General features: G+C 36.5%; 28 protein-coding genes. 19 read left to right on the forward strand and 9 right to left on the reverse strand.

Going from position 1 to position 24,809, the window contains the following annotated elements:
* The first annotated feature begins 58 nt into the window (after positions 1-58).
* From CYP43_RS03435 to mrdA, 13 genes are all read left to right on the forward strand, one after another.
* Complete coding sequence (locus tag CYP43_RS03435; RefSeq protein ID WP_103582504.1) at positions 59-934, forward strand: NAD(+) kinase; 876 nt, start codon at positions 59-61, stop codon at positions 932-934.
* Entirely contained in the window at positions 927-2,447 is a 1,521-nt protein-coding gene (locus tag CYP43_RS03440; protein ID WP_180998635.1) for an AAA family ATPase, read from the forward strand. The genes CYP43_RS03435 and CYP43_RS03440 overlap by 8 nt, the downstream gene beginning before the upstream one ends.
* 88 nt (positions 2,448-2,535) lie before the next feature.
* A complete protein-coding gene (locus CYP43_RS03445) occupies positions 2,536-3,792 on the forward strand; it encodes a GGDEF domain-containing response regulator (protein WP_103582505.1) in 1,257 nt (418 codons plus the stop codon).
* A complete protein-coding gene (locus tag CYP43_RS03450; RefSeq protein WP_103582506.1) occupies positions 3,789-4,574 on the forward strand; it encodes a TatD family hydrolase in 786 nt (261 codons plus the stop codon). The genes CYP43_RS03445 and CYP43_RS03450 overlap by 4 nt, the downstream gene beginning before the upstream one ends.
* 64 nt (positions 4,575-4,638) lie before the next feature.
* Positions 4,639-5,850 carry a lytic transglycosylase domain-containing protein gene (locus CYP43_RS03455; protein ID WP_103582507.1) on the forward strand — a complete coding sequence of 404 codons (1,212 nt, stop codon included), beginning with the start codon at positions 4,639-4,641 and terminating at the stop codon, positions 5,848-5,850.
* Positions 5,837-6,694 carry a septal ring lytic transglycosylase RlpA family protein gene (locus tag CYP43_RS03460; RefSeq protein ID WP_103582508.1) on the forward strand — a complete coding sequence of 286 codons (858 nt, stop codon included), beginning with the start codon at positions 5,837-5,839 and terminating at the stop codon, positions 6,692-6,694. Before CYP43_RS03455 ends, CYP43_RS03460 begins: the two co-directional genes overlap by 14 nt.
* Before the next feature lie 15 nt (positions 6,695-6,709).
* Positions 6,710-7,285 (forward strand): imidazoleglycerol-phosphate dehydratase HisB, encoded by a 576-nt coding sequence (hisB, locus tag CYP43_RS03465; protein WP_180998638.1) that lies wholly within the window; start codon positions 6,710-6,712, stop codon positions 7,283-7,285.
* Positions 7,282-7,770, forward strand: coding sequence for a KdsC family phosphatase (locus tag CYP43_RS03470; protein ID WP_087584728.1), 489 nt, complete (start codon positions 7,282-7,284; stop codon positions 7,768-7,770). The genes hisB and CYP43_RS03470 overlap by 4 nt, the downstream gene beginning before the upstream one ends.
* Positions 7,761-8,288, forward strand: coding sequence for an LPS export ABC transporter periplasmic protein LptC (locus tag CYP43_RS03475; RefSeq protein ID WP_087578521.1), 528 nt, complete (start codon positions 7,761-7,763; stop codon positions 8,286-8,288). The genes CYP43_RS03470 and CYP43_RS03475 overlap by 10 nt, the downstream gene beginning before the upstream one ends.
* On the forward strand, positions 8,261-8,737 hold the full coding sequence (lptA, locus tag CYP43_RS03480) for a lipopolysaccharide transport periplasmic protein LptA (RefSeq protein ID WP_103582510.1): 477 nt from the start codon (positions 8,261-8,263) through the stop codon (positions 8,735-8,737). The genes CYP43_RS03475 and lptA overlap by 28 nt, the downstream gene beginning before the upstream one ends.
* On the forward strand, positions 8,734-9,348 hold the full coding sequence (gene yihA, locus CYP43_RS03485; RefSeq protein ID WP_103582511.1) for a ribosome biogenesis GTP-binding protein YihA/YsxC: 615 nt from the start codon (positions 8,734-8,736) through the stop codon (positions 9,346-9,348). The genes lptA and yihA overlap by 4 nt, the downstream gene beginning before the upstream one ends.
* Position 9,349: 1 nt before the next feature.
* Complete coding sequence (locus CYP43_RS03490; RefSeq protein WP_084040994.1) at positions 9,350-9,841, forward strand: hypothetical protein; 492 nt, start codon at positions 9,350-9,352, stop codon at positions 9,839-9,841.
* Positions 9,838-11,676, forward strand: coding sequence for a penicillin-binding protein 2 (gene mrdA / locus CYP43_RS03495; RefSeq protein ID WP_103582512.1), 1,839 nt, complete (start codon positions 9,838-9,840; stop codon positions 11,674-11,676). The genes CYP43_RS03490 and mrdA overlap by 4 nt, the downstream gene beginning before the upstream one ends.
* 297 nt (positions 11,677-11,973) lie before the next feature.
* On the opposite strand, the gene queC is transcribed toward mrdA, so the two are convergent.
* On the reverse strand, positions 11,974-12,654 hold the full coding sequence (gene queC, locus CYP43_RS03500) for a 7-cyano-7-deazaguanine synthase QueC (protein ID WP_103582513.1): 681 nt from the start codon (positions 12,652-12,654) through the stop codon (positions 11,974-11,976).
* 58 nt (positions 12,655-12,712) lie between these two features.
* Between queC and ybeY the strand changes: the two genes are divergently transcribed.
* Entirely contained in the window at positions 12,713-13,159 is a 447-nt protein-coding gene (ybeY, locus tag CYP43_RS03505) for an rRNA maturation RNase YbeY (RefSeq protein ID WP_084108568.1), read from the forward strand.
* Here ybeY and CYP43_RS03510 read toward each other — a convergent pair.
* From CYP43_RS03510 to mobB, 5 genes are read right to left on the reverse strand one after another with little or no spacing between them, the layout of a single operon-like run.
* Positions 13,148-14,131 (reverse strand): ferrochelatase, encoded by a 984-nt coding sequence (locus CYP43_RS03510; protein WP_103582514.1) that lies wholly within the window; start codon positions 14,129-14,131, stop codon positions 13,148-13,150. The two genes, ybeY and CYP43_RS03510, sit on opposite strands and share 12 nt — an antisense overlap.
* Positions 14,132-16,054 carry a methionine--tRNA ligase gene (gene metG / locus CYP43_RS03515; protein WP_103582515.1) on the reverse strand — a complete coding sequence of 641 codons (1,923 nt, stop codon included), beginning with the start codon at positions 16,052-16,054 and terminating at the stop codon, positions 14,132-14,134.
* Positions 16,055-16,069: 15 nt separating this feature from the next.
* On the reverse strand, positions 16,070-16,288 hold the full coding sequence (locus tag CYP43_RS03520; protein WP_103560613.1) for a hypothetical protein: 219 nt from the start codon (positions 16,286-16,288) through the stop codon (positions 16,070-16,072).
* Complete coding sequence (locus CYP43_RS03525; protein WP_258032151.1) at positions 16,288-17,151, reverse strand: class 1 fructose-bisphosphatase; 864 nt, start codon at positions 17,149-17,151, stop codon at positions 16,288-16,290. The genes CYP43_RS03520 and CYP43_RS03525 overlap by 1 nt, the downstream gene beginning before the upstream one ends.
* Positions 17,151-17,630, reverse strand: a complete 480-nt coding sequence (gene mobB, locus CYP43_RS03530) for a molybdopterin-guanine dinucleotide biosynthesis protein B (protein ID WP_084040860.1) — start codon at positions 17,628-17,630, stop codon at positions 17,151-17,153. Before mobB ends, CYP43_RS03525 begins: the two co-directional genes overlap by 1 nt.
* Positions 17,631-17,751: 121 nt before the next feature.
* Between mobB and CYP43_RS03535 the strand changes: the two genes are divergently transcribed.
* Positions 17,752-18,231, forward strand: coding sequence for a hypothetical protein (locus CYP43_RS03535; RefSeq protein ID WP_103582517.1), 480 nt, complete (start codon positions 17,752-17,754; stop codon positions 18,229-18,231).
* Here CYP43_RS03535 and CYP43_RS03540 read toward each other — a convergent pair.
* From CYP43_RS03540 to gltX, 3 genes are read right to left on the reverse strand one after another with little or no spacing between them, the layout of a single operon-like run.
* Positions 18,152-19,789 carry a lytic transglycosylase domain-containing protein gene (locus CYP43_RS03540; RefSeq protein ID WP_103582518.1) on the reverse strand — a complete coding sequence of 546 codons (1,638 nt, stop codon included), beginning with the start codon at positions 19,787-19,789 and terminating at the stop codon, positions 18,152-18,154. The genes CYP43_RS03535 and CYP43_RS03540 overlap by 80 nt on opposite strands.
* Positions 19,767-20,060 carry a YggT family protein gene (locus tag CYP43_RS03545; RefSeq protein ID WP_103579548.1) on the reverse strand — a complete coding sequence of 98 codons (294 nt, stop codon included), beginning with the start codon at positions 20,058-20,060 and terminating at the stop codon, positions 19,767-19,769. Before CYP43_RS03545 ends, CYP43_RS03540 begins: the two co-directional genes overlap by 23 nt.
* 8 nt (positions 20,061-20,068) lie before the next feature.
* The gene (gltX, locus tag CYP43_RS03550; protein ID WP_103582567.1) at positions 20,069-21,364 is read right to left on the reverse strand and encodes a glutamate--tRNA ligase; all 1,296 of its coding nucleotides are present in this window, start codon (positions 21,362-21,364) and stop codon (positions 20,069-20,071) included.
* Between the two features lie 145 nt (positions 21,365-21,509).
* Between gltX and mscL the strand changes: the two genes are divergently transcribed.
* The 4 genes from mscL to CYP43_RS03570 all read left to right on the forward strand — a co-directional run bounded on the left by mscL (position 21,510) and on the right by CYP43_RS03570 (position 24,724).
* Positions 21,510-21,914: a large-conductance mechanosensitive channel protein MscL gene (mscL, locus tag CYP43_RS03555; RefSeq protein WP_054196324.1), complete on the forward strand. Its 405-nt coding sequence runs from the start codon at positions 21,510-21,512 to the stop codon at positions 21,912-21,914.
* A gap of 102 nt (positions 21,915-22,016) precedes the next feature.
* Entirely contained in the window at positions 22,017-22,655 is a 639-nt protein-coding gene (locus CYP43_RS03560; protein WP_087585620.1) for a Crp/Fnr family transcriptional regulator, read from the forward strand.
* A gap of 119 nt (positions 22,656-22,774) precedes the next feature.
* Positions 22,775-23,347 (forward strand): cytochrome c3 family protein, encoded by a 573-nt coding sequence (locus CYP43_RS03565; protein ID WP_054196326.1) that lies wholly within the window; start codon positions 22,775-22,777, stop codon positions 23,345-23,347.
* A gap of 9 nt (positions 23,348-23,356) precedes the next feature.
* Positions 23,357-24,724: a multiheme c-type cytochrome gene (locus CYP43_RS03570; RefSeq protein ID WP_103582519.1), complete on the forward strand. Its 1,368-nt coding sequence runs from the start codon at positions 23,357-23,359 to the stop codon at positions 24,722-24,724.
* Positions 24,725-24,809 lie beyond the last annotated feature (85 nt).

The raw sequence follows: 24,809 nt of genomic DNA on the forward strand, positions 1-24,809 counted from the left end.
TAATCGCTTTTTTCTTTTGAAAAGCTTTGTTAAAATAAAATATGTTACAATCATTTCTATGAAAAATGAACAAAAATTTAATACCACAAATGCCAAAAAAGTGGGACTTATTGCCAAAGATTATCCATTGTTTAGGCAAGATTTAAAAAAGCTAGAAAAAATTTTATCAAAATATAGTGTAGAAATTTTATTTGAGAAAAATTGTGCCAAGCGTATAGAAAAAAATGGTTTTGAACTAATAAAACTAGCCAAAGAGTGCGAATTTTTAATCACGCTTGGCGGTGATGGCACTATAATCTCAACTTGTAGAAAACTAGCTCATATCTCGCCGCTTGTCCTTGGCATACACGCTGGTAGGCTAGGCTTTTTGACAGATATTACAATAAATGAGAGTGAGAAATTTTTTAAAGACTTTTTTGATGATAAATTTGAGGTAGAAATGCCTTTTATGCTAGATGTCACGCTTCATAAAAGTGATGGCAAAACCGAGCAAAAGATAGCCTTTAACGACGCTGTTATAGTTAGTAAAAATGGTGGTTCAATGACGCATATTGAGGCGTTTTTAAATGAAAAATACTTTAATTCATATTACGGTGATGGTGTCATAGCAGCGACTCCAGCAGGCACTACGGCTTATAATATGAGCGCAAATGGCCCGATCATCTATCCTTTAAGCGAGGTATTTGCACTAACTCCCATTTGCTCGCACTCGCTCACGCAACGTCCAGTCGTGCTTACCAAAAATCACACGGTTAAATTTAAAACAAAAAGTAATGCCATTTTAGTAATAGACGGCCAAGACCGCTTTGATATGAGTAAAATTTCAGCCGTTAGCATGAGCCTTAGTGATAAAAAAGCTAGGCTGATACGCCATATTGGCAGGGATTATTTTCAAATTTTAAAAGAGAAACTTCACTGGGGTTATAATGATTGATCGAATTTTGATTAAAGATTATCTAAATTTTAAAAATGTTGAGTTAAATTTCAAAGAGGGTCTTAGCGTATTTACGGGCGTTAGCGGTGCTGGCAAGTCTGTGCTAATGAGCGCTATAATGGCTGTTTTTGGGCTAAAAGATAGCGAGGCAAGGCTAATAGAAGCTGACGTGGAGCATAAATTTGAGCTTGATGAGTTTGGCATAGAAAATGAAGAGGTCAATATTTTCAAGCTTTTAAAAGATAAAAGCACGAGATATTTTATAAACCAACAAGCCATCTCAAAGAAAAATTTAGCCCAAGTGGCGCGCGAGCACATCAAATACCTCTCAGCAAAAGAGGCAAATGAATTTGAAAATGAGAAATTTCTAAATTTGCTTGATAGGCTTGAAATTTCAAAAAATGAGAAATTTAAAGAGATAAAGCAGGAATTTGAAGAGGCGTTTTTAGAATTTTCTAAAATTTCAAAAGAGCTAGCCACTATAAAAGAGGAAGAGAAAAAGGTCGAGGAGCTAAAGGAGCTTGCTAGCTTTGAGATCGAGAAGATAAGAAGCGTTGGGCCTAAAAAAGGCGAGTTTGAAGAGCTTATGGAGACTAAAAAAAGGCTTAGTAAAAAGGATAAGATAAATGAGGCGTGGGTTAGAGCTGAGCGGATATTTGAGCTAGAACACAGTGTAAATGAGGCGCTAAGCATCAGTGACCTTGATAATGGCTTTTTTGAAGATGCGATGAATGAGTTAAGGGTCGCAAGAGATAGCCTAAATATGGAAGAACTTGACGATATCGATGTGGAGAGCGTGCTTGATAGGATAGAAGCTCTTAATGCTATCATCAGGCGATACGGCAGCGAGGAAGAGGCGTTAGAAGCGCTTGCTAAAAAGGAAAAAGAGCTTGCTAGATATGAAAATTTAAGCTTTGAAAAGAGTGAACTTGAGAAGAAATTTGAAATTTTAAGTAAAAAGGCAAATGAGCTAGCCGGCACTTTAAGCAAGGCAAGGAGCGTAAATTTAAAAGAGCTTGAGAGTATGATAAATTCATATTTAAAAGAGCTTTATATGCCAGATATCACGCTAAAAATAGAAGAAAAAAGACTTGATATTTTAGGGCTTGATGAGGTTTGTCTAAATTTAAATGAGACTTCGCTTAAAAATTTAAGTTCAGGCGAACTAAACCGCCTAAGACTGGCTTTTATAGCCGCATCTAGTGAGATCACAAAAACGGGCGGTGATGTCATCATACTTGATGAAATAGATGCAAATTTAAGCGGAAAAGAGGCGATGAGTATCGCAAATGTTTTGCTTAAGCTTGCAAATTTTTATCAAATTTTTGCCATTTCACATCAGCCGCAGCTTAGCTCAAAGGCAAATTCACACTTTTTGGTAGAGCGTCACGAGGAAAACTCGGTCGTAAGAGAGCTTGATAAAGATGAACGAGTGAGCGAATTAGCACGTATGATAAGCGGTGAGCACATAAGTGAAGAGGCAATAAATTTTGCGAAAGGGCTTTTAAAGTAGCTTAATTTAAATTATTAATTTAAGCTTTATAAATAAATTTATTTGATAAAATCGCCACTAATTTGATAAAAATTTTTGTAGGAATAATATGGAAAGAATCCTTGTAGTTGATGATAATAAGGCGTTAGCAAAGCTGATTGTTATGCAAATGGAAAAGACTATTGATGATATGACAATTGATGTCGCATACAGTTTTGCCGAGGCTAAGACGTTAATTAGCGAGCATGACAAAGATTATTTTATGACTATTTTGGATTTAAATTTACCAGATGCTCCAAACGGAGAGATTGTTGATTATGCGCTTTCCAAAGGACTTTCAGCTATTGTTTTAACAGGCAGCATTGATGATGAAACAAGGCAAAATTTTATAAATAAAGATATCGTTGATTATGTTTATAAAGGAAATATGGATGATATCAACTATATCTTTCAAATGATAAATAGACTGAGCAAAAATAGACAATACAAGGTTTTGGTTGTTGAAGACTCGCTCCCTTTTAGAAATATGATAAAAAAGATATTAACTAGCCTTCAGTTTAAAGTTTTGGCTGCAGCTCACGGCGAAGAGGCAATGAGTTATTTTGCAGATAATCCTGATATAAATCTTATAATAACTGATTATAGAATGCCGGTAAAAGATGGTCTTGAAGTTTTAAAAGAGGTTAGAAAAGAAAAAGATAAAAATAGTCTTGGCGTAATCGTTATGACATCTCCTAGCGAAAAGACTGACGCATCAATATTTTTAAAAAATGGTGCGAGCGATTTTATAGCAAAACCATTTTCAAAAGAAGAGCTAATATGTCGTGTTAATAATACGATTGAAGCGATGGAAAATATAAACAAGATAGCAAATTTTGCAAATCGTGACTTCTTGACTGGAGTTTATAATAGAAGATTTTTTTATTCCGACGTGGAAGAGTATATCCAAGCAGCTGAAGAGACCAATGAGTCTTATGCTTTTGCAATGATTGATGTTGATTATTTTAAGAAGATAAATGATACATATGGCCATGATGGTGGAGACAGGATACTAAAATCAATCGCAAAAATTTTAAATGACAATACAAAAGGAAGTGATATTGTTGCTAGATTTGGCGGCGAAGAATTTTGCGTTGTCCTTAAAAAAATAAATAAAGAAGAAGCTGTTAAATTTTTTGTAAATTTGCGAGCCAAAGTGGCTGAAAATGAAGTAACTATAAAAAAGGAAAAAGTAAAAGTTACTATATCAATAGGTGTATCTTTTGGCAATGGGCATTGCGAGATAGACGATATGATTGAGGCTTGCGATTCAGCGCTTTACACCGCAAAAGAAAATGGTAGAAACAGAGTAGAAATAGCTTTATGATTATAGATACACATTGTCATTTGGATAGTAAAGTTTATGATCCTGACCTTGATAAAATTTTAGATGAAGCTAGAAATTTAGGGCTAAAAGGCTTTATTATCCCGGGAGCTGATATCAATGATTTACCAAAAGCGGCTAAAATAGCGCGTGAAAATTCTGACATTTTCTTTGCCGCTGGAGTTCATCCATATGATAAAGAGAGTTTTAGCATTGAAATTTTAAGAAATTTTGCCAAAGATGAAAAGTGTGTGGCGATTGGTGAATGTGGTTTGGACTACTTTCGCTTGCCAAAAGATGAAAATGAAAAGATAAAAGAAAAAGAGGATCAAAAACGTATTTTTTTAGCTCAACTTGATTTAGCTGTTGAGTTAAAAAAACCCGTTATTCTTCACATTAGGGAGGCTAATGAGGACTCTTTTAACATCTTAAAAGAGTATGCATCAAAGCTTGAAGCTGGAGCGATTTTGCATTGTTATAATGCTTCGCCGCTTCTTTTAGAGCTTTGTAAATTTGGGAATTTTTATTTTGGTATAGGCGGTGTTTTAACATTTAAAAATGCTAAAAATTTAGTCGAAATTTTGCCAAAAATCCCATTTGACAGGATAGTTATTGAAACTGACGCTCCTTATCTCACGCCAGAACCAAATCGCGGCAAGAGAAATGAGCCGGCGTTTACGACATTTGTTGCTAAAAAGATAGCTGAAATTTTAAACCTTGAGTTTGAAGTTATTTGTGAAAAAACTTCAAATAATGCCAAAAGGTTGTTTAAGTGCTTTGCTTAAATTTTGTGCATTGCACTTGTTTAAGATGCTAGCATCTTAAGTTTTGACACGAAAAAGGATAGAAATGAAAGCAATGCTTAAAATATTTTTAATGTTTGCATGTAGTACCTTACTACTAGCAAATACACCTGAAAAGAGCTCATACGACACTCAGGTAAAAATTTTAAAAGAGCTGGATATTGACGCTAGCTTTATGAAGACTTCTCACTATGCAAAGATGAGGCAAGGTATCAAACAATCACAACTTGAAACATTTACGGAATCTCTAAAAAATGGTTATATGTATATACCGATGGTAAAAGAGCAGATCAAAAAATCAGGCGTACCTGAGTCATTCTTTTATCTAGCTATGATAGAATCAGGCTTTTCAAATCACACAGTCTCAAACGCAAAAGCTACTGGTATGTGGCAGTTTATGGAACAAACGGCTAGACTGCATGGCCTAAAGGTAGGACAGTATGTCGATGAGAGAAAAGATCCAGTAGAGTCTACTATTGCAGCAACAAATTATCTAAAGTCGCTTAAAAATCAATTTGGTAAGTGGTATCTAGCAGCTATGGCCTATAACTGCGGCGATGGAGCCTTAAAAAGAGCCATACAAAAAGCTGGCACAGATGATCTTGTAACGCTTCTTGATGCTGAGAAAAAATACCTTCCAGCCGAAACTAGAAATTTTGTTATCAAAATTTTAAGAGCAGCATATACCGCAAAAGACGCAGACTTCTTGATGTCTAAAGATTCATCTTTATTGAGCATAAACGGAGGACTAAAGCTTGTAAAAGTAAAAGTACCTGGCGGTACAAATTTAGCTCAAATAGGCGATAGTATCGGCCTTAGTACAAAAAAGATGAAAAATAACAACCCGCATTTAAAATTTGTATTTACTCCGCCAACTCTAAAAGATTATTATGTTTATATCCCTGAAAATAAAAAACAGCTTTTTGCAGAAAATTTCAAGCCATTTAATGGTAAAAATAATTTTTATGCCTATGTTGTAAAAAAAGGCGAAACACTACTTTCTATCTCTAAAAAAACAGGTGTTAGTCATAGAGCGATCAAAGACTACAACGAGCTTAGCACAAATGCCGTAAGCTATAATCAAAAACTAATTATTCCATTTTCCGCCCAAAATAAATCTCAAAACTATATAGTCCAAACTGGTGATACAATAGCTTCTTTATCTAAAAAATTTAATGTGAGCGAAAAAGATTTAAAAGATGCAAATTCTTTTGCTAGTTCAAATTTAAATGTTGGAGCAAATATTGTCATACCATAAGAGCCTAAAATTTTATATAGGACTAAGTTTTACTCTTCTAGTTACTGGTTGCTCTTGGAGCGGGGCACCATTTACACCAAGTGGCCCAACTAATGTAAAGGGCAACAATTCAGCTTCTATCCAAAAAGCAACAATGAGGCCTTACACGATAAATGGCAAAACATACTACCCAACCGTTGTAAGCGTTGGTGATAAGGCAAGTGGCACAGCAAGCTGGTATGGTCCAAATTTTCATGGTAAAACAACCTCAAACGGCGAAATTTATAATATGTACAACATGACTGCAGCACACAAAACTTTGCCGATGAATACGATCCTTAAGGTAACAAATTTAAGAAATCAAAAAAGCGTCATTGTTCGCGTAAATGATCGTGGACCTTTTGTGGCTGATAGAGTTTTAGACCTTTCAAAGGCGGCTGCAACTAAACTTGATATTATCGGTACAGGCACAGCTCCAGTCAGTATGGAAGTCATAGGCTTTAATGAAGATATAAATGCTGTTGCAAGCATTAACACTCAAGCAAAACCGACAAGCACTGGCATAAAAGTGCCAAATCCAGTCGCTCCGACAGCTCCAACTGGAGGCATTATTATTTCGTCAGAGCAACGAGTCGTAGGTGGAGATTTTATGGTGCAAATTGGCTCATTTAAAAACCTTGAGGGCGCAAACAGATATCAAAGAGAGCATCAAAGCATAGATGGTTACAAGTCGGTAGTTAGGACATTTACTATAGATGGCTCGACCATTTATAGAGTATTTTTAAATGGGTTTAGAAGTGAGGACGAGGCCAGGGATTATGCAAGAAGCGGTAAATTCCAAGGTGCATTTATAGTAAGAGGTTAGGGCGTGAGAGAAGAAATTTTAGAACTAACTAGAAATACAAAAGAGACACAAATCTTAATGAAGCTTAAAATTTATGGCTCTGGGGTTGCAAAGATAGATACTGGCATTGGTTTTTTTGACCATATGCTTGAAGCTTTTACAAAGCATTCTTTGCTCGATCTTGAAATTTCATGCAAGGGCGACACGTATGTGGATTTTCACCACAGCGTTGAGGATGTCGGCATAGTTTTGGGTCAGCTTTTAAAAGAGGCCTTGTATCCTTTAAGTGGTGTTGAAAGATTTGGTGAGGCGAGTGTTGTTATGGATGAGGCAGCTGTTTTTTGTGCGTTAGATCTTAGCAATAGAGCCTACCTCGTATATGAAAATTTTAACCAAAACGCTAAAGTAGGGGAGTTTGACACGGAGCTTGTGGAGGAGTTTTTTAGGGCAGTTGCTATAAATTCAGCCATCACGCTTCATCTAAATCAAATTCGTGGTAAAAACACTCACCACATCATCGAAGCAACGTTTAAATCATTCGCTGTCGCACTTCGTAGAGCGCTTGCTAAAAACGCAAGGATAGGCACACCAAGCACAAAGGGTGTTTTATGATAGAGATTATATTTTTAGATGTTGATGGCTGCCTGACTGATGGCAAGATTATATACAATGCAAATGGTGAAGAGCTTAAATTTTTTGATGTAAAAGATGGCTACGCGATAGAAAGCTGGCTAAAGCTTGGCAAAAAAGTAGCTATCATCACTGGCAGAAAGTCAGCCATCGTTGAGCGAAGGGCTGAAGATCTAAAGATAAATCACGTCTATCAAGGTGTTGGTGATAAATTTGAAGTAGCGAGTGAGATATTAAAATTTGAAGGGCTTAGCTTTAAAAACGCAGCAGCTATCGGCGATGACTACAATGACTATAAAATTTTAAATGCAGTTGCTTGGAGCTTTAAGCCAAAAGACGCGATAAAAGAGCTTGATGTAAAGACAAAACTAAAGCATAAAGGTGGTAATGGCGCGGTTAGAGAGATGATCGAGCTTATTATAAAATCAGAAAATTTATATGACGAGTGGTCTAAGCGTTGGTTGTAAAAATTTTCTACTTCGTCGTGGCTATTTTTAGTGTCGTGATGATATTTTTGGCAGCTCAAGATCCATACCTTGCAAATGTTTTAAAGATCGACACAAAGATATCAAATATGCAGATAAATGATGTGATAGATTATGAGATAAATTCCACGAAAATAAGCGGAGTCTACGAGGCTGATGAGCTAAATAGATACAATGATAAAGATGAATTTTTGAGTTTTAAAGCAAAAATTTTAAGAGGAAATTTAAAACATTTTTTAAGCTCAGACAAAGCAATCTCACAAAATGACGAAATCATCTTTCAAAAGAATGCGAACTATGAAAACAACGATAGTTTGAGATTTATAAGTGACGAAGTGATATATGGAACAAAAACAAAAATAGTAAGATCTGAAGCAAATTTCACGCTCATAAGAAATAATGATAAGGCACTGGGTGAGAGTGGAAGCTATGATCTTGGCAAAAAACAAACGCAGGTAAAAGGGTTAAGGGCATGGGTAGAAGAAAATCAGCGATTTTAGCGGTGATATTGGGTTTTACATTTTTAAATGCAGAGCAAGTTGAAATCACATCAAATGATTTTTTTGCAGATGAGAATAAGCAAACTAGTGAATTTATAGGTAATGTAAATATCAAAAAGGGCTCATTTGATGAGCTTAAGGCAGATAAAGTGGTCGTCTATTTTGACAAAAAACGTCAACCTATAAAATATGTGGCTACTGGCAATGCTAGAGCAAAAATTTTTATAAAAGATAAGCACTACGATGGCAAAGGCAATATTCTTACATACGAGCCAGCAAAACAGACCTATACTGTTAGTGGAAATGGCTATTTGCATGAGGTAGAAACTGATAAGAATGTTTATGGTGAAAAGATCGTTGTCAATCAAAAAGATGGCACATATAGCGTAAACAGTGATGAGAAAAAACCTGTTAAATTTATCTTTCAGGTAGAGGAAAAAGATAAGTGATAAGGCCACTAAGTGCTAAATTTATCACATCAAGTCCAAGTATAAAAGAGGCTCCAAGCTTCGTAACAAGCGAAGTTGTCTTTTTGGGTAGATCAAATGTTGGTAAAAGCAGCCTCATAAATACACTTGTAAATCAAAAAAATCTAGCCAAAAGCTCATCGACTCCTGGCAAAACTCAGCTTATAAATTTTTTTGAGGCTGAGTTTTGTGAGCAAAAAGATGAGCAGGAAGAAAAAGATAAATTTAAGCTCATTTTGGTTGATTTGCCAGGCTTTGGCTATGCAAAAGTGGCAAAGTCAAAGCATGATGAATGGCGTAAAAATTTAGATGAGTTTTTGAAATTTAGAAGCGACATTAGACTTTTTATACATCTAATTGATGCTAGGCATTTTAATTTAGATATAGACGTAAATGTGGATGCTTATCTAAAGAGCTTCTTAAGGGCTGACCAGAAAATTTTAAATTTATATACAAAAAGCGATAAGCTAAATCAAAGCCAAAAGAGTGCGGTAATGAAATTTGATCCAAGCGGTATCTTGGTCTCAACTCTTAATAAAAGCGGTATCGAAAAGGCTAGAGAAGCTATCATAAATAACGCTTTTGGTAGATAAAATGCAAACCATAAGCAGCTTAGATATTAAAATTTTTAAAGAATTTTGGTGGGCTGTTTTTTTATTCTCATATGAGATCGCAACTACGCAATTTGGTTTTTTGCCGCCACTCATCGGCATTTTTTTTACTTATATGATTTTGGAGTATTCAAGAAAACAAAAGCAATACGACGAGTTTAAGCACAATTGGTACTTTGCGATAATTTTTATAATATTTGCTGAGCAAATTCATGGATTTCATCTTTTTTCAACGATTATTGCCTTTTTGCTTTTTTATAATTTTATTCTAGACTGGCTCTATACCACGATGAAGTGGCGAAACTGCCTACTTATCATCTTTGTGGCAGCTGGATATACTTTAACATTTCTTGTAAATAATCTATTTGCTTACGTTTTAAATGAGCAAAATTTAGCATTTTCGACTGAATATCTATTTTTTATAGCATTTGAAAGTATCCTTGCTATCGTTCTTTTTAGGGATAAAGTGCTATGAGAATGCGTATCGTCTTTAGTGTGATCGCTCTTTTTTGGATTATACTTTTGGGACGAATTTATCACCTAAGCATAAACTCAAATACTTACTACAACGAGATTGCGGAGCAAAACGCGATAAAAACTATTTATATTCCGCCAGTTAGGGGTATCATCTTTGACGCACATGATAAACCAATGGCTGTTAATCGTCTTGGCTTTTCAGTATCCATTAGACCTCATTTAAGTGCTAATAAAAAGGTAAAAATTTTAGATGATGAGCTAGCTTACATTGGCTCATTATTTAGTGATCTAAATGTCACAAAGCTTAAAAATGAATATATAAAAAACGACTCAGCTTATAATCAAGATTTTATAAATGTGGTCGAATTTATTGATTATGATAAATTTTTACCATTTTTTGCATCGCTTTCTTTGCGTGAAAATTTAGAGATAAGGCCCGCTTCAAAACGCCATTATCCGTATAATGATCTAGCTTCTCACATTATCGGCTATGTCGGTAGGGCAAATCAAAAAGATATGGATAATGATCCTTTGACGAAGCTTACAAATTACATTGGAAGAAGTGGTGTGGAACGGTTTTATAATCCGATCTTACAAGGAATTCAAGGGTTTAAAAAGATAAAGGTAAATGCCTTAAATGAAGAGATCGAGCAGATAAACTATCAAGCGCCACAAAGTCAAAATATCAAGCTTGCAGTCGATCTCGAGCTTCAGCAGTTTGTGGCCGATGTCTTTGGCAAGGATGCAGGAAGCGTTATCGTTATGAGTCTAAAAGACGGTGCTATTATAGCTGCTGGTAGCTTTCCAGAGTATGATCTAAATCCATTTGTACTTGGAATTTCTCAGCCTGAATGGGAAGAGCTTGTAAAAAACGTCGATCATCCTTTTACAAATAAGCTAATAAACGGCCTTTATCCGCCAGGTTCGGTCGTAAAAATGGGTATGGCGCTTGCGTTTTTGGATAATGGCATGAGTAAATACGATAGCTTTTTTTGTAGTGGCTCGTATGAGCTTGGAGGACGTAAATTTCGCTGCTGGAACTCTCACGGACATGGAAATGTTAATATGAATACGGCAATTAGAGAGAGCTGTGATGATTATTTTTATAAAGGTAGTCAAAAGATCGGCATAGACGCTATTGTTCCGATACTTGAGCGTATGGGATTTGGTAGAAAAACCGAGGTTGATTTGCCAAATGAGTTTGTAGGGACTTTGCCAAGTAGAGAGTGGAAGATGAGGAAGTATGGCAAAGCGTGGTTTCAAGGTGAGACCCTTATCACTTCTATCGGACAGGGAAATTTCTTGGTCACGCCTATGCAAGTGGCAAAATATACAGCAGGCCTTGCAACTGGGCTAAATGTGACTCCACATTTTTTAAAGAGCATTGATGGCAAGGATGTTGATTTTACACCAACAGATGATGCTTTTACGCCGTTTGAAAAATCACAGTTACCAGCCATTAGGCATGCAATGTATGAAGTGGCAAATCATCCAAGAGGTACGGCAAATAGGCATTTTATTGGAAGCCTAGTTAAAGTTGCTGCAAAGACAGGTACTGCCCAGGTTGTTGGAATTTCTCAAACTGAAAAGAAACGTATGAAAGAAGAGGATATGGCGTATTTGCAAAGATCTCATGCGTGGATGACTACATATGCGCCTTATGAAGATCCGCAATACGTCATCACAATGGTTATCGAGCATGGTGGCCATGGCGGAAGTGCGGCTGGGCCAAAAATCGCTCAAATTTATAATAAACTCGTTGAAATGGGATATATAAATTTAGAAAAAATCCAAAGTGATCAAAATAAAAAAACAAGACAACAAGAAAAATAAAGATCACTAAAAAGCCGTGATAGTAACCACTTATTTAGAAATTTTTACCTTATGCTTGGAGCGTTTTTGGCTAAATTTATCAACTACTTTTTAATCTTCTTTATTAAATTTTGGCAAACTTGATCGAGAATTTATATTTTTGGTAGCTAACAAGAGCCTAAACGTTGATATATCTTTAAATTCGTTAAAAGCCATTGCTTAATAAAATGTGGTGATTAGGAAAAATATCAATTTCCAAAATGTTTAAATATAGTAAAATGCAGCAAATCAAGATGTCTCTTTGCTACTTTTATAGACTTATAAGGAAAAATTTTGATTTTTATATGCGATTTTATCAGTAGCGTTTGCCTTTTTAAAGCCATTTAGCCTTAGCCTGCAGCTATCGCAAAGCCCGCATGCCTCGTCCTCACTCTCGTAGCAGCTCCAGGTTAGCTCTAATGGCGAGCCAAGCTCAAGCGACTTTGCTACGATGTCAGCCTTGCTTAAATTTACAAGTGGAGTAATTATCTCACACGAAAAACTAGGCGATGTGCCTAAATTTATAGCCTCGTTTATGCTTTTTATGAAGCTTTCTTTGCAGTCAGGATAGCCTGAACTATCTTCTTCTACGACACCGATATAGATAGCTTGTGCATTTTCTTTTTCAGCAAGTGCGGCAGCGACTGAGATAAAAATACCATTTCGAAAAGGCACATAGGTATTTGGCACATCTTTTTCCACTCCGTCTTTTCTTATTTGCAAGCTTTCATCGGTTAAAGAATTTCCGCCTATTTGGGCAATAAAGCTAACGTCCAAACTTATCTTTTTTGTAATGCCTAATCTCTCACAAATTTCGTTAAATGCACGTTTTTCACGTTTCATCGTTCTTTGTCCATAGTCAAAATGAAGCGCTACGATCTCATATCCGGCCTTCTTTGCCATTACAGCACAAAGCGTACTATCCATACCACCGCTCATTATACAAACTGCTTTTTTCATATTTTGCCTTTTATTTTTGCTAGAATTATACAAAAAGTTACCAAGGAAAGAGCCTAAAATGATACTTTGCGAAGAGAGCTATCCAAAAATTTTAGATGAAATTTGCGAATATTTGACACTAGGAGAAATCGAGCTAGTCTTTGTTGATAAAGAAGAAATGAGAGAACTAAATAAAACTGAGCGAGGCATTGATAAAACGACAGATGTTTTAAGTTTTCCACTTGAGCTTGTCATTCATGCCCCACTTGGTTCAATCGTTATAAACAAAGATATGGTAAAAGAGAAAGCTGCTGAGCTAAATCATAGTGAAGAGGCCGAAACCGCACTACTTTTTACACATGGATTACTTCATATCTTGGGATTTGATCATGAAAAAGATGATGGCGAAATGAGAGAAAAAGAGTGCGAGGTTATCAAGAAATTTGAGCTGCCTAAAAGTCTAATCGTAAGAAGCGAGGATGTTAGGCTAATTGATCTTATAAATAATAAAAATTTAAAAGAGTAGATTTTCTTCAGATATTTTGTGAAGCTCTTCTAAAAGCTCCTCTTTTTGGCATAAAATCAATATATAGATAAAATTTTTAAGCTTTTTTATCTCGCTTAAATTTTGAAAGTAGATTGCGTTTTGTACTTTTAACAGAGAGCCTTCTGGCAAACAAATTTTTATCTCATCAGGGCTAAATTTTTTATTTAAAAATATACTTTGGCTTATGAATAAATCTTCATCACTTTCAGTAATTATGGCTCTAAAGCTATTTCCAAAACTAGTAGGAATAAAATTTTTATCTATAAAAATCGGGTCAAAATGCCCGTGAATCCTACCTTCGTAAGGTTTAAATGAAATTTTATTACTATCAAGAAATTTTAAAAGCCCATAAAACATCCCAGCAAAAACTCGTGGTATGTTTAAGTTTTGATAGTATGTTTGCTTAAAGACTGTGTTTGTAAAAAAGATCGAGCTTGGATTTATCTCGTGCATAGTTGTATCTGTGTAAATGGTCTCAAAAAGAGGCGATATTCGCTGAAGTGTTTTTGTATCATTGCCGAAAAAGATATCAAAGACCTTTGCGTGAAAAATTTGGTTAAAAAGCTCAGTAATATTTTTTGACATAACGTGTGCGTTAGAGCCAAGCTTTGATTTTTCTAAAAAGTCATTTATAAAAGGATTTACGGCGCAAAATTTTAAATCTTTGTGAGTAGCCTCAAATCTCATGAGCTTTATCATGGCAGTTTGCAAGCTACTAACTTTTAAAAAGGCGATCTCTTTGTCGATAATTGGCACATTATCTTCGCTAATTATGGCATATGCACCTTGTTTAATCGCTGTTTCTATGTCACTATCGTTTGCGTTTAAGCAAATATACGCAAAGCCACGTCTTACATACTTTAGCTCGAAAACAAACTCGCTTACGCTAGTTATCGTCGGTGCGTTTAGAGCCTCGGCATTTATTAGACGAGTTAAATTTTCTATTGTCATTTAGCCAACGATCGCGCCGTTTTTAACTTTGCCTTGCGTACCAAGAAGCGTTAGCGAGCCGTCTGATGCGCTTAGGATCATGCCTTGAGAGACATATTTTTTCATCATCGTTCGCTCTTTTAAATTTGCTAAAACGCAAACTTGTTTGCCCACAAGCGAGCTAGGCTCGTAGTATTTGGCGATACCAGAAAGAATTTGACGTGGCTCATCTTCACCAAGATCTATCTTAAATTTAAGCAGCTTCTCGCTACCTTCAACCCTCTCGCACTCGAGCACTTCGCCTACTTTTATCACTACCTTGGCAAAGTCATCAATGCTAATAATTTCGTCCTCTTTTTTATCCTCTTTTGGCTCAGCTTTTGCCTCAACCTTTGGCTCATTTGCCTCGCCCATTAGCTCTTTTTCTATCCTTGGGAAAAGTGGCTCGGTAGCTTTTGCCACAAAATTTGAAATTTCATTTTTTAAGACAAGACTTTCATAAGAAGCCGTATCTATGCTAAAACCAAGTGTGTCAGCTATCTTTTCACAAGTTTTTGGCATAGCTGGACTAAGTAGCGTCGCCACTTTTGCAAGCAAATTCGCGCAAAGTGCCACAAGTGCATTTGCCTCGTCAATTTTGCCAGCTTTTACGAGTGACCATGGCTCATACTTCGCAATGGCTGCGTTTGCTAGGGTTACGACCTTCCAAAGATCCTCTAAATAGCGGTTTGTTGCTAAATTTTCTAAATTTTTTATAGCTTCATTAAGATAGCCCTTTGCCTCGTCAAGTTCAGCTTTGTGAAATTTGATCACGTCTTTTGAACCAATTTTATAGTCGCTATACTTTGCGCTCATGCCAACAATGCGGCTTAGCAGGTTGCCAAGTCCGTTGCCAAGTTCTGAGTTTATACGCTCGATCAAAGCCTTTTGGCTGTAATCGCCATCTTGTCCAAACGGCACCTCTCTAAGCAAAAAGTATCTGAAATTTTCAAGTCCATAAGCGTTTGCAACCTCTCTTGGGTTTATGACATTGCCCTTGCTTTTGCTCATTTTTTCACCATTTATCGTCCACCAGCCGTGAGCTGCTACGTGTTTTGGTAGTGGTAAGCCAAGACTCATCAAAAATGCCGGCCAATAGACCGCGTGAAAGCGTAAAATATCTTTGCCAACGATGTGAGTAGTGTATGGCCAAAGATTCATTCTAGCGTCATCTCTTGAATATCCTAGTGTTGTTAAGTAGTTTATGAGTGCATCAAGCCATACGTACATAACGTGCTTTTCATCGTTTGCGCTTTTTGGTAGCTTTATGCCCCAGTCAAAGCTCGTTCTCGTTACCGAAAGATCTTTTAGTCCACCTTTTACAAAGCTTACGACCTCGTTTTTCTTACCTTTTGGGATGACGCAAAGCTCGTCATTTTCGTACCATTTTAAAAGCGCGTCTTCATATTTTGAAAGCTTGAAAAAGTAGCTCTCTTCTTTGACTAAAGACGTCACGCGGCCACAGTCTGGACAGTGATTGTCTTCTAGCAGGTCTCTTTGATTAAAAAAAGTTTCGCAGCTAACGCAGTAAAAGCCTTCGTATTCGCCTTTGTAAATGTCGCCATTTGCTTGCATCTTTTCAAAGACATTTTGTACGGTTTGCTTGTGCTCTTCGTCGGTTGTCCTTATAAAATGGTCATAGCTTATCTCAAATTCATCCCAAAGCGATCTAAATTTCGCACTGATCTCGTCGGCGTACTCTTTTGGAGTCTTGCCTCTAGCACGAGCTGCCTGCTCGATCTTTTGTCCATGCTCGTCTGTGCCAGTCATAAAGTAGGTCTCTTTGCCTTGTAGGCGGTTAAATCTAGCAAGTGTATCGGCGATGATAGTCGTATATGCATGGCCGATGTGTGGCACGTCGTTTACATAGTATATTGGGGTCGTTATATAAGCTTTTTCTTTCATATTTTTCCTTTAATTTTAAAAATCAAATCCGCCGTCACTGCCAGTATTGCCTTTTGACATCGAGTTGTAGCAGCTATTTACGTACTCTTTTCTTGTTTCGCAGTCAAAAAATACTTCGCAGCTAAAGCAGCTTTTTTGCCCTTTTTGGCTTTGGCACTCTTGCAAAATTTTTGCTTTTTGCTTTAAGGCTAGCTCAAATGCGTCAAGTGGCTCGTTTGCTTGTGTTTCTTGCATTATTTTTGCTCGTAAAATTTATGCAAAAGAGAAATTTCATCACGTGAGCCAAAAAAGCATGGCGTTGTTTGGTGAATTTTTTCTATTTTTACATCAAAAAGCGTTTGGTTTTTGCCGTTTGTTGTTGCGCCCTTTGCGTTTTCATATATGAAGGCAAATGGCAACACTTCAAAGACTACTCTTAGCTTACCATTTGGATGATCGCTCGTTGCTGGATAGCTAAAAAGGCCGCCACCTTTTAGTAAAATTTGATGCAGATCGCTCACCATAGCACCTGAGTATCTTAGCCTATAGCCCTCGTTAAATAGCTCATTTATAAAATTTCTATGCGTTTGGCTCCAGCCTTTTTGCGTAGCTCCCGTGGCATTTAGCTTACCTTTTTCTTTTAGCTCAAGCTCTTTTACAAATTTAAACTCGTTATCTTTGCCAAGTCTATAAAATTTAGGCAAAGCGCCCTTTTTCTCAGCAATTACAAGCTCAAGCCTTGGGCCATATATGCTGTAAGCTGCGGCTATTAATTTTTCTGGTTTTACCTCGTCTTCGTAGATGCCAAAGATCGAGCCAACGGCAAAATTTACATCAACTAAGCTTGAGCCATCAAGTGGATCGTAAGCGATGATAAATTTAGCGTTTTTATTGATCTCAAGCTCGTCCTCTTTCTCTTCGCTAATTAGCGCTTTTACGCAGGCAAGCTCCTTAAATTTAGCCGTGATGATCTCGTCGCTTTTGACATCAAGCTTTAGCTGTGTGTCGCCGGTTGCGTTTTCGTGAGTTGTGTAGCCAAGATCGGCGTATTTTATCACTTCGCTTATCTCTTTTGCGATCTCTTTTATGGTGTTAAAAATTTGATTTAATTCTTGCATTATACAGCCTTTGCATTTTTGATTATCCACGCACAAATGGCGTCTATATCGTCTAAATTTATATTTTTTATCTCGTAAGGAATTTGTTTTTTATATGTTGCGATCGCATCTGAAAAGCTAAGATATTTTTCATCTATTTCATCTTTAAAAACGCTTAATCTTGGTAGTGGAAGCGTCTTTAGCCCCTCGACTAATAGCATATCAAACTCGCCTAGCATTTTAATGACATCGCTAATTTCTTGTGGATTTTGTGAGAAATAAGTTGTTCTAGTTGGGCTCATCACCACCACATCTGCTCCAGTTTGTGAAAATTTAAAGCTATCCTTGCCTTCAACATCAAATTTGGCCTTATCGCCTGGATCGTGTTTTACTATCGCGACTTTCAAACCATCATCTATAAATTTCTTTGCAACTTTTAAAATAAGAGTCGTTTTCCCACTATTTGAAGGGCCAGAAAAAGCGATAGCAAGTCTTTTCATAAGAACCTTTTTTTGTTAAAATTTCTCTCGATTATAACTTATGTTGGCTTTAAAATTTATGAGTGAAATTTAAAAATTAAAATGCTAAAATGGCAGAAATTTTAGAAATTCAAGAGTTTTTATGAGCAAATTTTTATCGTTTTTTGTATTTATTTTGATGATATTTGGCTGTGCTGGTGAAAAAGTAATTGTACATGAGCCGTTAAAAAATGAGCTTCTAGCTTACACGAGCAAAAGTGAGATTATTGATGGTGCTGACAGGACGCTCATCATCGCTACCTATTTAAATCCGATCTACAATTCAAATTTAGACCAGAGTAAAGAGCACTTTTTGGTGGCCATAAATCCAAAAGAGCACGCTAATGAGCTAAATAATATCAAGGTAAATAACGACTCAAATGCCACAAATGCAAGGCTACTTGATGAAAATGATAAGATGCTTAAATTTACTGGATTTTCGATGCCTTGGGCGCTCTATTATGAAGTGACCGCACCAAGCAAGCAAAGCGATGACCTCACTCTTAGTTTCGAAATTTATCAGTCAAAGCCGGTTTTGTTAAATTTTCGAAAAGTTGCGAAATCTTTATATTGGAACCAGTAAGCGCCATATAGATCACGTAGTTGGCAAGCACCTTTTTGCCGTAGTTTCTAGTTTCTGCGGCTGGGACAAACTCGATCGATAAAAATGGCTCAAATTTTCCCTCTTTAAACATATCATCTCTTGTGATAAGCTTTTTGGTAAAGCCGATACCGCCGTTGTACGCGTATGCGGTAAAGAGCGGATGATAGAGAAATTTATCAAGATAGTTTAGGTGGTGATTTGCAAATTTAAATGCAATATCTGTTTTAAAAAGATCGTCCTCATCAAAATTTGGGATTTTTAGCTCTTTTTTGCCGATCGCATTTGCGAGAAATGGCATAAACTGCATCATGCCAAGGGCGTATGAAGTAGAAACTACGCTTGGGATAAAGAGACTCTCTTGTCTAGCTAGAGCATAGATCATCGATTTTCTCTCGTTGCTGATACCCTCAAGCTCAGGAGAACTTGGCATCAAGAAGTATTGCTTCTCCCAGCCATGCGCCTTTTGCATGAAGTATGCATAGGCGCCGATACTTTCGTTTGTATAAAATTTCTTCGCAAATTCGCTTGCTTGCGTGGCATTCATATCTTTTGCAAGGGCTACAGTTTTGTTCCATAAAAACGGATCGCTCACATCAAAATTTTCGATATTTTGCTTGCTAGGTTTTGGTACGATGACTTCAAGTGGTTCGCCACCAATCAAATCTCTTGCGTAAAGCGAGTAGATATTTGCGTCCTTGCTGGCACTTAGCTCTTTTAAAAAGCTTTCGTTTTTACTTATCTGGTACTGCCAAAAGGTCGCATTATCCCTTTGCCACGCCCTTTCAAATGTGTTCTTGGCTCTTGAAAAAAGGCTAAAAGCGATATCGTCTTGTCCTAGTAAAATCGCATTTAATCCAAGTGTAAAAGCGTCATTTTTTTCAGTGACAGCTGGATCGATGCTTAGCAAATTTCTTCTAAAACCTTCATATTTTTTATTAAAAACAATATCGTTTAATAAATTTGTAAAGCCCTTTTGTGAGTAGAGCTTGGTCATAAAATTTGCATCAAAGCTTTCGCTAAAAAGTATACTTTTATTTTGCGGGTTAGAGACGTTAAATAGCTCTAGAAAGCTCTTTGTATCGTTTAGTTTTACAAATGCTTGAGCTGGATTTGGCTCATTTAATGCGAGTAAAATTTTTGATTTTTCTGGATTTGTCTTTGCAAGATTAGCTGCTAAAATTTCACGAGTATGACTATCAAGCTTTAAACTAAAAGCAATAGATGTTAGAAAATTTTGGCAGGTTAGATTTGCTTGGGTGATATTTTTTGCATTTACGCCAGGACATTTGCTAGGAGCTGCTTTTGGAGGTAAAATTTTATCGATTGATTTTTGAACAAGGCCTGCTTTTCTAAATACATCACGCGAAAGATCTGCGATCTGCTCTTTTGTATAACTACCCTCGTTGATAAGGCGGTTGATGTAGTAGTCTTTTGCTAGGCTTTTTGGCTCATTTTTTAGCTCTTCGTAGGTATAAATTTTAGCTAAAAGAGCAACGCAGGCAAGAGAGAGAATACTAAAGTGACGCAGCAAAACCAAACAAAAGCCTTATTAAAAATTGATCTAAAAATTGAAGTGCTAAAAGTACGATAAGCGGAGTAAAGTCGATACCACTAAAATTTGTTTTTATATAGCGCCTAATAAAGCTATAAACTGGCTCAGTTAGCCTATAAAGTAGCTGCACGACCGGTGAGCTAGGATCAGGTCTGACCCAGCTAATTAGCGCTGCTGCGATGACGATCCACGTATAGACCGTGATGATAAGGTGCAAAATGTTTGCGATCGCTGAAAATAGAGTGGAAAGTATCATTTTTGCTCCTATATTAAAATTTTCGCAAGATCATCTTTGATAAGAGGATAGAGCTCGCTTAGCTCAGGACCGTGAAGGTCGTTCGTAAGAAGCGCACGTAGTGGCATGAAAAAGTTTTTACCTTTTAAATTTGTAGCATTCATAAGCTCTTTTTTAAACTCATCAAAGCTCTCGCATGCCTTTAAATTACGAGCTGCTTTTTTGATTATCTCAAATTCGTTTTTGTACTCATCTGGAGCTATTTTTGGTGAGTATATAGCCTCAACTTTTTCTTTTATCTCAGGCACTAATGAGCTTTCTTGAGTGTAAAATTTAACTAGCTCAGCCTTGCTCTCATCTACGCCAAAAATTTCTTTTATACGCTCTTTTGAGGCAAGCTTGATGTGTTCTCTATTTATCTGCTCAAGTTTTTTCACGTCAAATCTAGCCGGCGAGCGTGAAATTTTGGTTATATCAAACCACTTTACCGCATCTTCGATCGTAAAAATTTCAGTTGGAGTTTTGTTTCCAAGAAGTATCAAATAGTTTGCGATTGCTTCAGGTAAAAATCCCTGCTCAAAGAGCCATTTTACGCTTGATTCGTTCTCGCGCTTGCTCATTTTTTTACCTTCAATATTTAAAAGTATAGGCAAATGAGCGTAATTCATCTTGCCGGTGTAGCCAAGACCCTCGCGTATGAGGTCTTGCTTTGGTGTGTTGCTCACGTGATCCTCGCCGCGTATGACAAAGGTTACGCCCTCAAGCATATCATCGACTGCGCAGGCGAAGTTATAAGTTGGTGTTTTGTCTGCTCTCATGATGACAAAGCTATCAACGGCGTCTGGCTCGAAGCTTAGCTCACCTTTGATCGCATCTGTAAAGCTCATCGTGCGTGTTGGTTTTTTCATGCGGATGACAAATGGCTTTTCGCAGTTTAAAACTTCTGCGTCGCTTAATCTCTCGCAGGTGCCGTCATATCTATATGCCACGCCTTGCTCTTTTGCTTTTTGTTTTTTTGCTTCGAGCTCTTCTTCGGTGCAAAAGCAAGCAAAGGCTTTTTTATCGATGAGAAGCTTTGATGCAAGCTGTCTGTGGAATTTTAAATTTTCGCTTTGGATGTAAATTTGCTCTGGTTTTATGCCAAATTTGCTTAAAATTTCTAAGATATCTTTCTCTTTTCCTTCAATATTTCGCTCTTTGTCGGTATCTTCTATGCGTAAAATAAAGCCACTTTTATCTTGCAAAGAACAAATATAATTAAAAATAGCGGCACGTAAATTTCCTATGTGCATATCTCCTGTTGGAGAGGGTGCAAAACGATACATAAGCTCATTCCTTACGTTAAATTTTGAGTTTGGATTATAACACCAGCTTGATAAATTTAAAGTTATGTAATTTGATTTTTTTAGCCGAAGCAAAGCATTTCTTGAATAAAATCCGAACAAAAATTTAACATTTTTAGGAGAAACAATGAGTTTTATAAGCGAATTTAAAGAATTTGCGATGCGTGGAAATGTCATAGATATGGCTGTTGGTGTTGTTATAGGTGGCGCGTTTGGAAAGATCGTTTCATCACTAGTTGGTGATGTTATCATGCCTGTTGTTGGCGTTTTAACTGGCGGTGTAAATTTTACTGATCTTAAGCTTACACTAAAAGAAGCGGTGGATGGAGCACCTGCCGTTACGATAAATTATGGCTCATTTATACAAACAATGGTTGATTTTTTAATAATTGCATTTTGTATTTTCTGCGTCATCAAGGCTTTAAATACACTTAAAAATAAATTACCAAAAGAAGAGCCAGCTCCAGCAGAGCCTGAAACTCCAGCCGACATTGCACTTTTAACTGAGATTAGAGATCTACTTAAAAAATAATTTCATACAATTCAAAGGGAAAATTCCCTTTGAAAATCTATTAAAATTTATCTTATTTTTATATGCTAAAATATTTTTTATTTCAAAAAGGCGAGTGAAAATATGATAGAGAAAATCCCATTTTTTCAAGGCTTAAACGAAGAAGATTTAGCCAAACTTGAAGCCATAAGTGTCGTAAAAAAGTATAAAAAGGGTGAATTTTTATTTATAGAAGGTGAGGAGCCAAAATGGTTAATATTTTTAATAAGTGGCTCTGTTAAGCTTTATAAAACCACGGCAAACGGAAAAGAAATTTTTATTCATCAGTTAGCACCTATGAATTTTGTAGCTGAAGTCGTAAATTTTGAAAATATTGTCTACCCAGCTAGTGCCATTTTTACCATATCTGGCGAGGTGTTAAAGATAAATTATGAAAAATTCGCGGCTGAATTTTTAATAAAACCAGAAATTTGTATGAAATTTTTAAAATCAATGTCCGAAAAGATAAGAATCACAACAAATCTACTTCATCAAGAGTTAATTTTAAGCTCAGAAGAAAAAGTGGCTAAGTTTATTTTAGATCATGAAGATTTATTTAACGAGCTAAAACACACAAAAATTTCATCAATACTTAATATGACTCCAGAAACTTTTTCGAGAATTTTAAATAAATTTAAAACAAATGGTTTAGTTAAACTTGATGAAAAGAACCAAATTTTGGAAAAAGATGTGGGTGGACTGCAAGAAATTTATTCTTATTGAAAGTTAATATCAAATAAATATTTTTATTTACTTAAAGAAAAATTTATATTTTTTTAGATAACATTCACTTAAAATTTTCGTAAAAATTTACGATATATTGATAAATTCAGGAGGAGATTTTGGCTGAAGTTAAGAAGAAATTTTTTGTTTGGTCATCTGTTATTATCGGCATTGTGATCGGACTTATTGCGTCTATGGGTATTGCTGATGCACTTCATGCAACTGGTAGCGGCTACATCTGTACCATTTGCCACACTATGGATCCTATGAATGCTGCATATCATGAAGATGTACACGGTGGCAATAACAAGCTTGGCATAAAAGCTGAATGTTCAGCCTGTCACCTAAATCATACAAGTGCCTATACCTATGTACTTACAAAACTTAAAGTATCGATAAATGATGGTTATAAGACATTTTTTACAGATACGGACAAGATCGACTGGCGCAAAAAACGCGAGCATGCATCTCACTTTGTCTATGATAGTGGATGTTTGACTTGCCACTCAAATTTAAAAAATGTTATTCAAGCTGGTAAATCATTCTTGCCACATAGAGATTATTTCGTTCTTGGAAATCCTAATAAAAAATCGTGCGTTGATTGTCATAATCACGTAGGCCACAAAAATTTAGGACTTCATATAGATAAATTTGAAGCAATTAAAAAACAAGAAAACAATAAAACCAAGTAAGGAGGAGAGATGTTTAAAAAGTCGCTAATGTTATTAGCCTGTCTAATGTCTTTTGGCTTTGCCGCAAACATGGATGCAAATAAATCTGATGCTTTAAACCTTAATGTTGTAAAAAACATTAAAGTTGCTCACAAAATGTCAGACTTATCAAAAAGCTGTGTTGAGTGCCACGCTAAAGAGACACCCGGCATAGTTGCCGATTGGAAAAATAGTCGCCACGCTCACGTTGGCGTAAGTTGTATGGATTGCCACTCTGTAAATGCAGATAATCCTATGGCTTCAGTTAAGGTGCATCCAAAAGATTCTAACAACCATGTTTCAATGCTAGTTAGCCCAAAAACTTGTGCTAAGTGTCACGAAAATGAGGTTGAAGAATTTGTTAAGAGTGGTCACGCAAGAGGTGCTATGCAAATGTATGCTAACCCTGCGATGGTAAAACTAATGTATCACTATGAAGGTATGGATCATCCAGAATACAAAATGGCTCCAGACGCTACTGGTTGTACACAGTGCCACGGAACCGTCATCAAACTAGACGCTGATCACAAACCTACAAAAGAGACTTGGCCAAACTACGGTATAGGTAATGTTTATCCTGATGGTGGCGTAGGCGGATGTAAATCATGCCACAGCGCACACACATTTAGCATAGCTGAAGCTAGAAAACCAGCTGCTTGTGCATCTTGCCACCTTGGACCTGATCACCCAGATATTGAGATCTTTAACAACTCAATGCACGGACATATCTATAATAGCGAAGCTCACAAATGGAATTTTGATGCTGCTCCTGATACATGGGATGTACCAGACTTTAGAGCTCCAACTTGTGCAGCTTGCCACATGAGTGGTGTTGGTGAAACAACAACAACTCACAATGTTTCAAGAAGACTAAAATGGAACCTATGGGGCGTCAGCAGTAAGCTAAGAACAGCTGGTGATGAACAAGCTGCTGTTGTTTACGAAAAAACTGGCAAACTAACCATAGGAACGCCACTTGCAGGTCATCCAAATGGACCAGAAGCAGCAAGAGCTGAGATGAAGCTAGTTTGTAAAGCTTGCCATACATCAACTCATACAGATAATTTCTTTATCATGGGTGATAAACAAGTAGAGCTTTATAACGTTTACAATGCTGAAGCAACTAAGATGCTTGAAGAGTTAAAAGCTAAAAACTTGCTACTTGAAGACGCTTGGGAGGATGAATTCCAAGATGTTTACTACCATATGTGGCACCATGAAGGTCGTCGTATGAGACAAGGTGCTTTAATGGGTGGTCCTGACTACTCACACTGGCATGGAGTATTCGAAGTTAAAAATGATATTAGAAAACTTCGCGAGATCTACAAACAAAGAATGGAAACTGGTAAAGTTAAATAATTCTTTATAAGGTGGGTTTTCTCCCACCTTGCTTTCTTAAATAGCTATTAGATTCACTCAACTTTTAACTATTTTTTATACATTC

The organism is Campylobacter concisus (assembly GCF_002913045.1).
Lineage (GTDB): Bacteria > Campylobacterota > Campylobacteria > Campylobacterales > Campylobacteraceae > Campylobacter_A > Campylobacter_A concisus_AP.

Bases quoted from the DNA above. Each gene is read 5' to 3' on its own strand.
- CYP43_RS03435 (WP_103582504.1), top strand. From the start codon at position 59: ATGAAAAATGAACAAAAATTTAATACCACAAATGCCAAAAAAGTGGGA.
- CYP43_RS03440 (WP_180998635.1), top strand. From the start codon at position 927: ATGATTGATCGAATTTTGATTAAAGATTATCTAAATTTTAAAAATGTT.
- CYP43_RS03445 (WP_103582505.1), top strand. From the start codon at position 2,536: ATGGAAAGAATCCTTGTAGTTGATGATAATAAGGCGTTAGCAAAGCTG.
- CYP43_RS03450 (WP_103582506.1), top strand. From the start codon at position 3,789: ATGATTATAGATACACATTGTCATTTGGATAGTAAAGTTTATGATCCT.
- CYP43_RS03455 (WP_103582507.1), top strand. From the start codon at position 4,639: ATGAAAGCAATGCTTAAAATATTTTTAATGTTTGCATGTAGTACCTTA.
- CYP43_RS03470 (WP_087584728.1), top strand. From the start codon at position 7,282: ATGATAGAGATTATATTTTTAGATGTTGATGGCTGCCTGACTGATGGC.
- lptA (WP_103582510.1), top strand. From the start codon at position 8,261: ATGGGTAGAAGAAAATCAGCGATTTTAGCGGTGATATTGGGTTTTACA.
- CYP43_RS03490 (WP_084040994.1), top strand. From the start codon at position 9,350: ATGCAAACCATAAGCAGCTTAGATATTAAAATTTTTAAAGAATTTTGG.
- mrdA (WP_103582512.1), top strand. From the start codon at position 9,838: ATGAGAATGCGTATCGTCTTTAGTGTGATCGCTCTTTTTTGGATTATA.
- queC (WP_103582513.1), bottom strand. From the start codon at position 12,654: ATGAAAAAAGCAGTTTGTATAATGAGCGGTGGTATGGATAGTACGCTT.
- ybeY (WP_084108568.1), top strand. From the start codon at position 12,713: ATGATACTTTGCGAAGAGAGCTATCCAAAAATTTTAGATGAAATTTGC.
- CYP43_RS03510 (WP_103582514.1), bottom strand. From the start codon at position 14,131: ATGACAATAGAAAATTTAACTCGTCTAATAAATGCCGAGGCTCTAAAC.
- metG (WP_103582515.1), bottom strand. From the start codon at position 16,054: ATGAAAGAAAAAGCTTATATAACGACCCCAATATACTATGTAAACGAC.
- CYP43_RS03520 (WP_103560613.1), bottom strand. From the start codon at position 16,288: ATGCAAGAAACACAAGCAAACGAGCCACTTGACGCATTTGAGCTAGCC.
- CYP43_RS03525 (WP_258032151.1), bottom strand. From the start codon at position 17,151: ATGCAAGAATTAAATCAAATTTTTAACACCATAAAAGAGATCGCAAAA.
- mobB (WP_084040860.1), bottom strand. From the start codon at position 17,630: ATGAAAAGACTTGCTATCGCTTTTTCTGGCCCTTCAAATAGTGGGAAA.
- CYP43_RS03535 (WP_103582517.1), top strand. From the start codon at position 17,752: ATGAGCAAATTTTTATCGTTTTTTGTATTTATTTTGATGATATTTGGC.
- CYP43_RS03545 (WP_103579548.1), bottom strand. From the start codon at position 20,060: ATGATACTTTCCACTCTATTTTCAGCGATCGCAAACATTTTGCACCTT.
- gltX (WP_103582567.1), bottom strand. From the start codon at position 21,364: ATGTATCGTTTTGCACCCTCTCCAACAGGAGATATGCACATAGGAAAT.
- mscL (WP_054196324.1), top strand. From the start codon at position 21,510: ATGAGTTTTATAAGCGAATTTAAAGAATTTGCGATGCGTGGAAATGTC.
- CYP43_RS03560 (WP_087585620.1), top strand. From the start codon at position 22,017: ATGATAGAGAAAATCCCATTTTTTCAAGGCTTAAACGAAGAAGATTTA.
- CYP43_RS03570 (WP_103582519.1), top strand. From the start codon at position 23,357: ATGTTTAAAAAGTCGCTAATGTTATTAGCCTGTCTAATGTCTTTTGGC.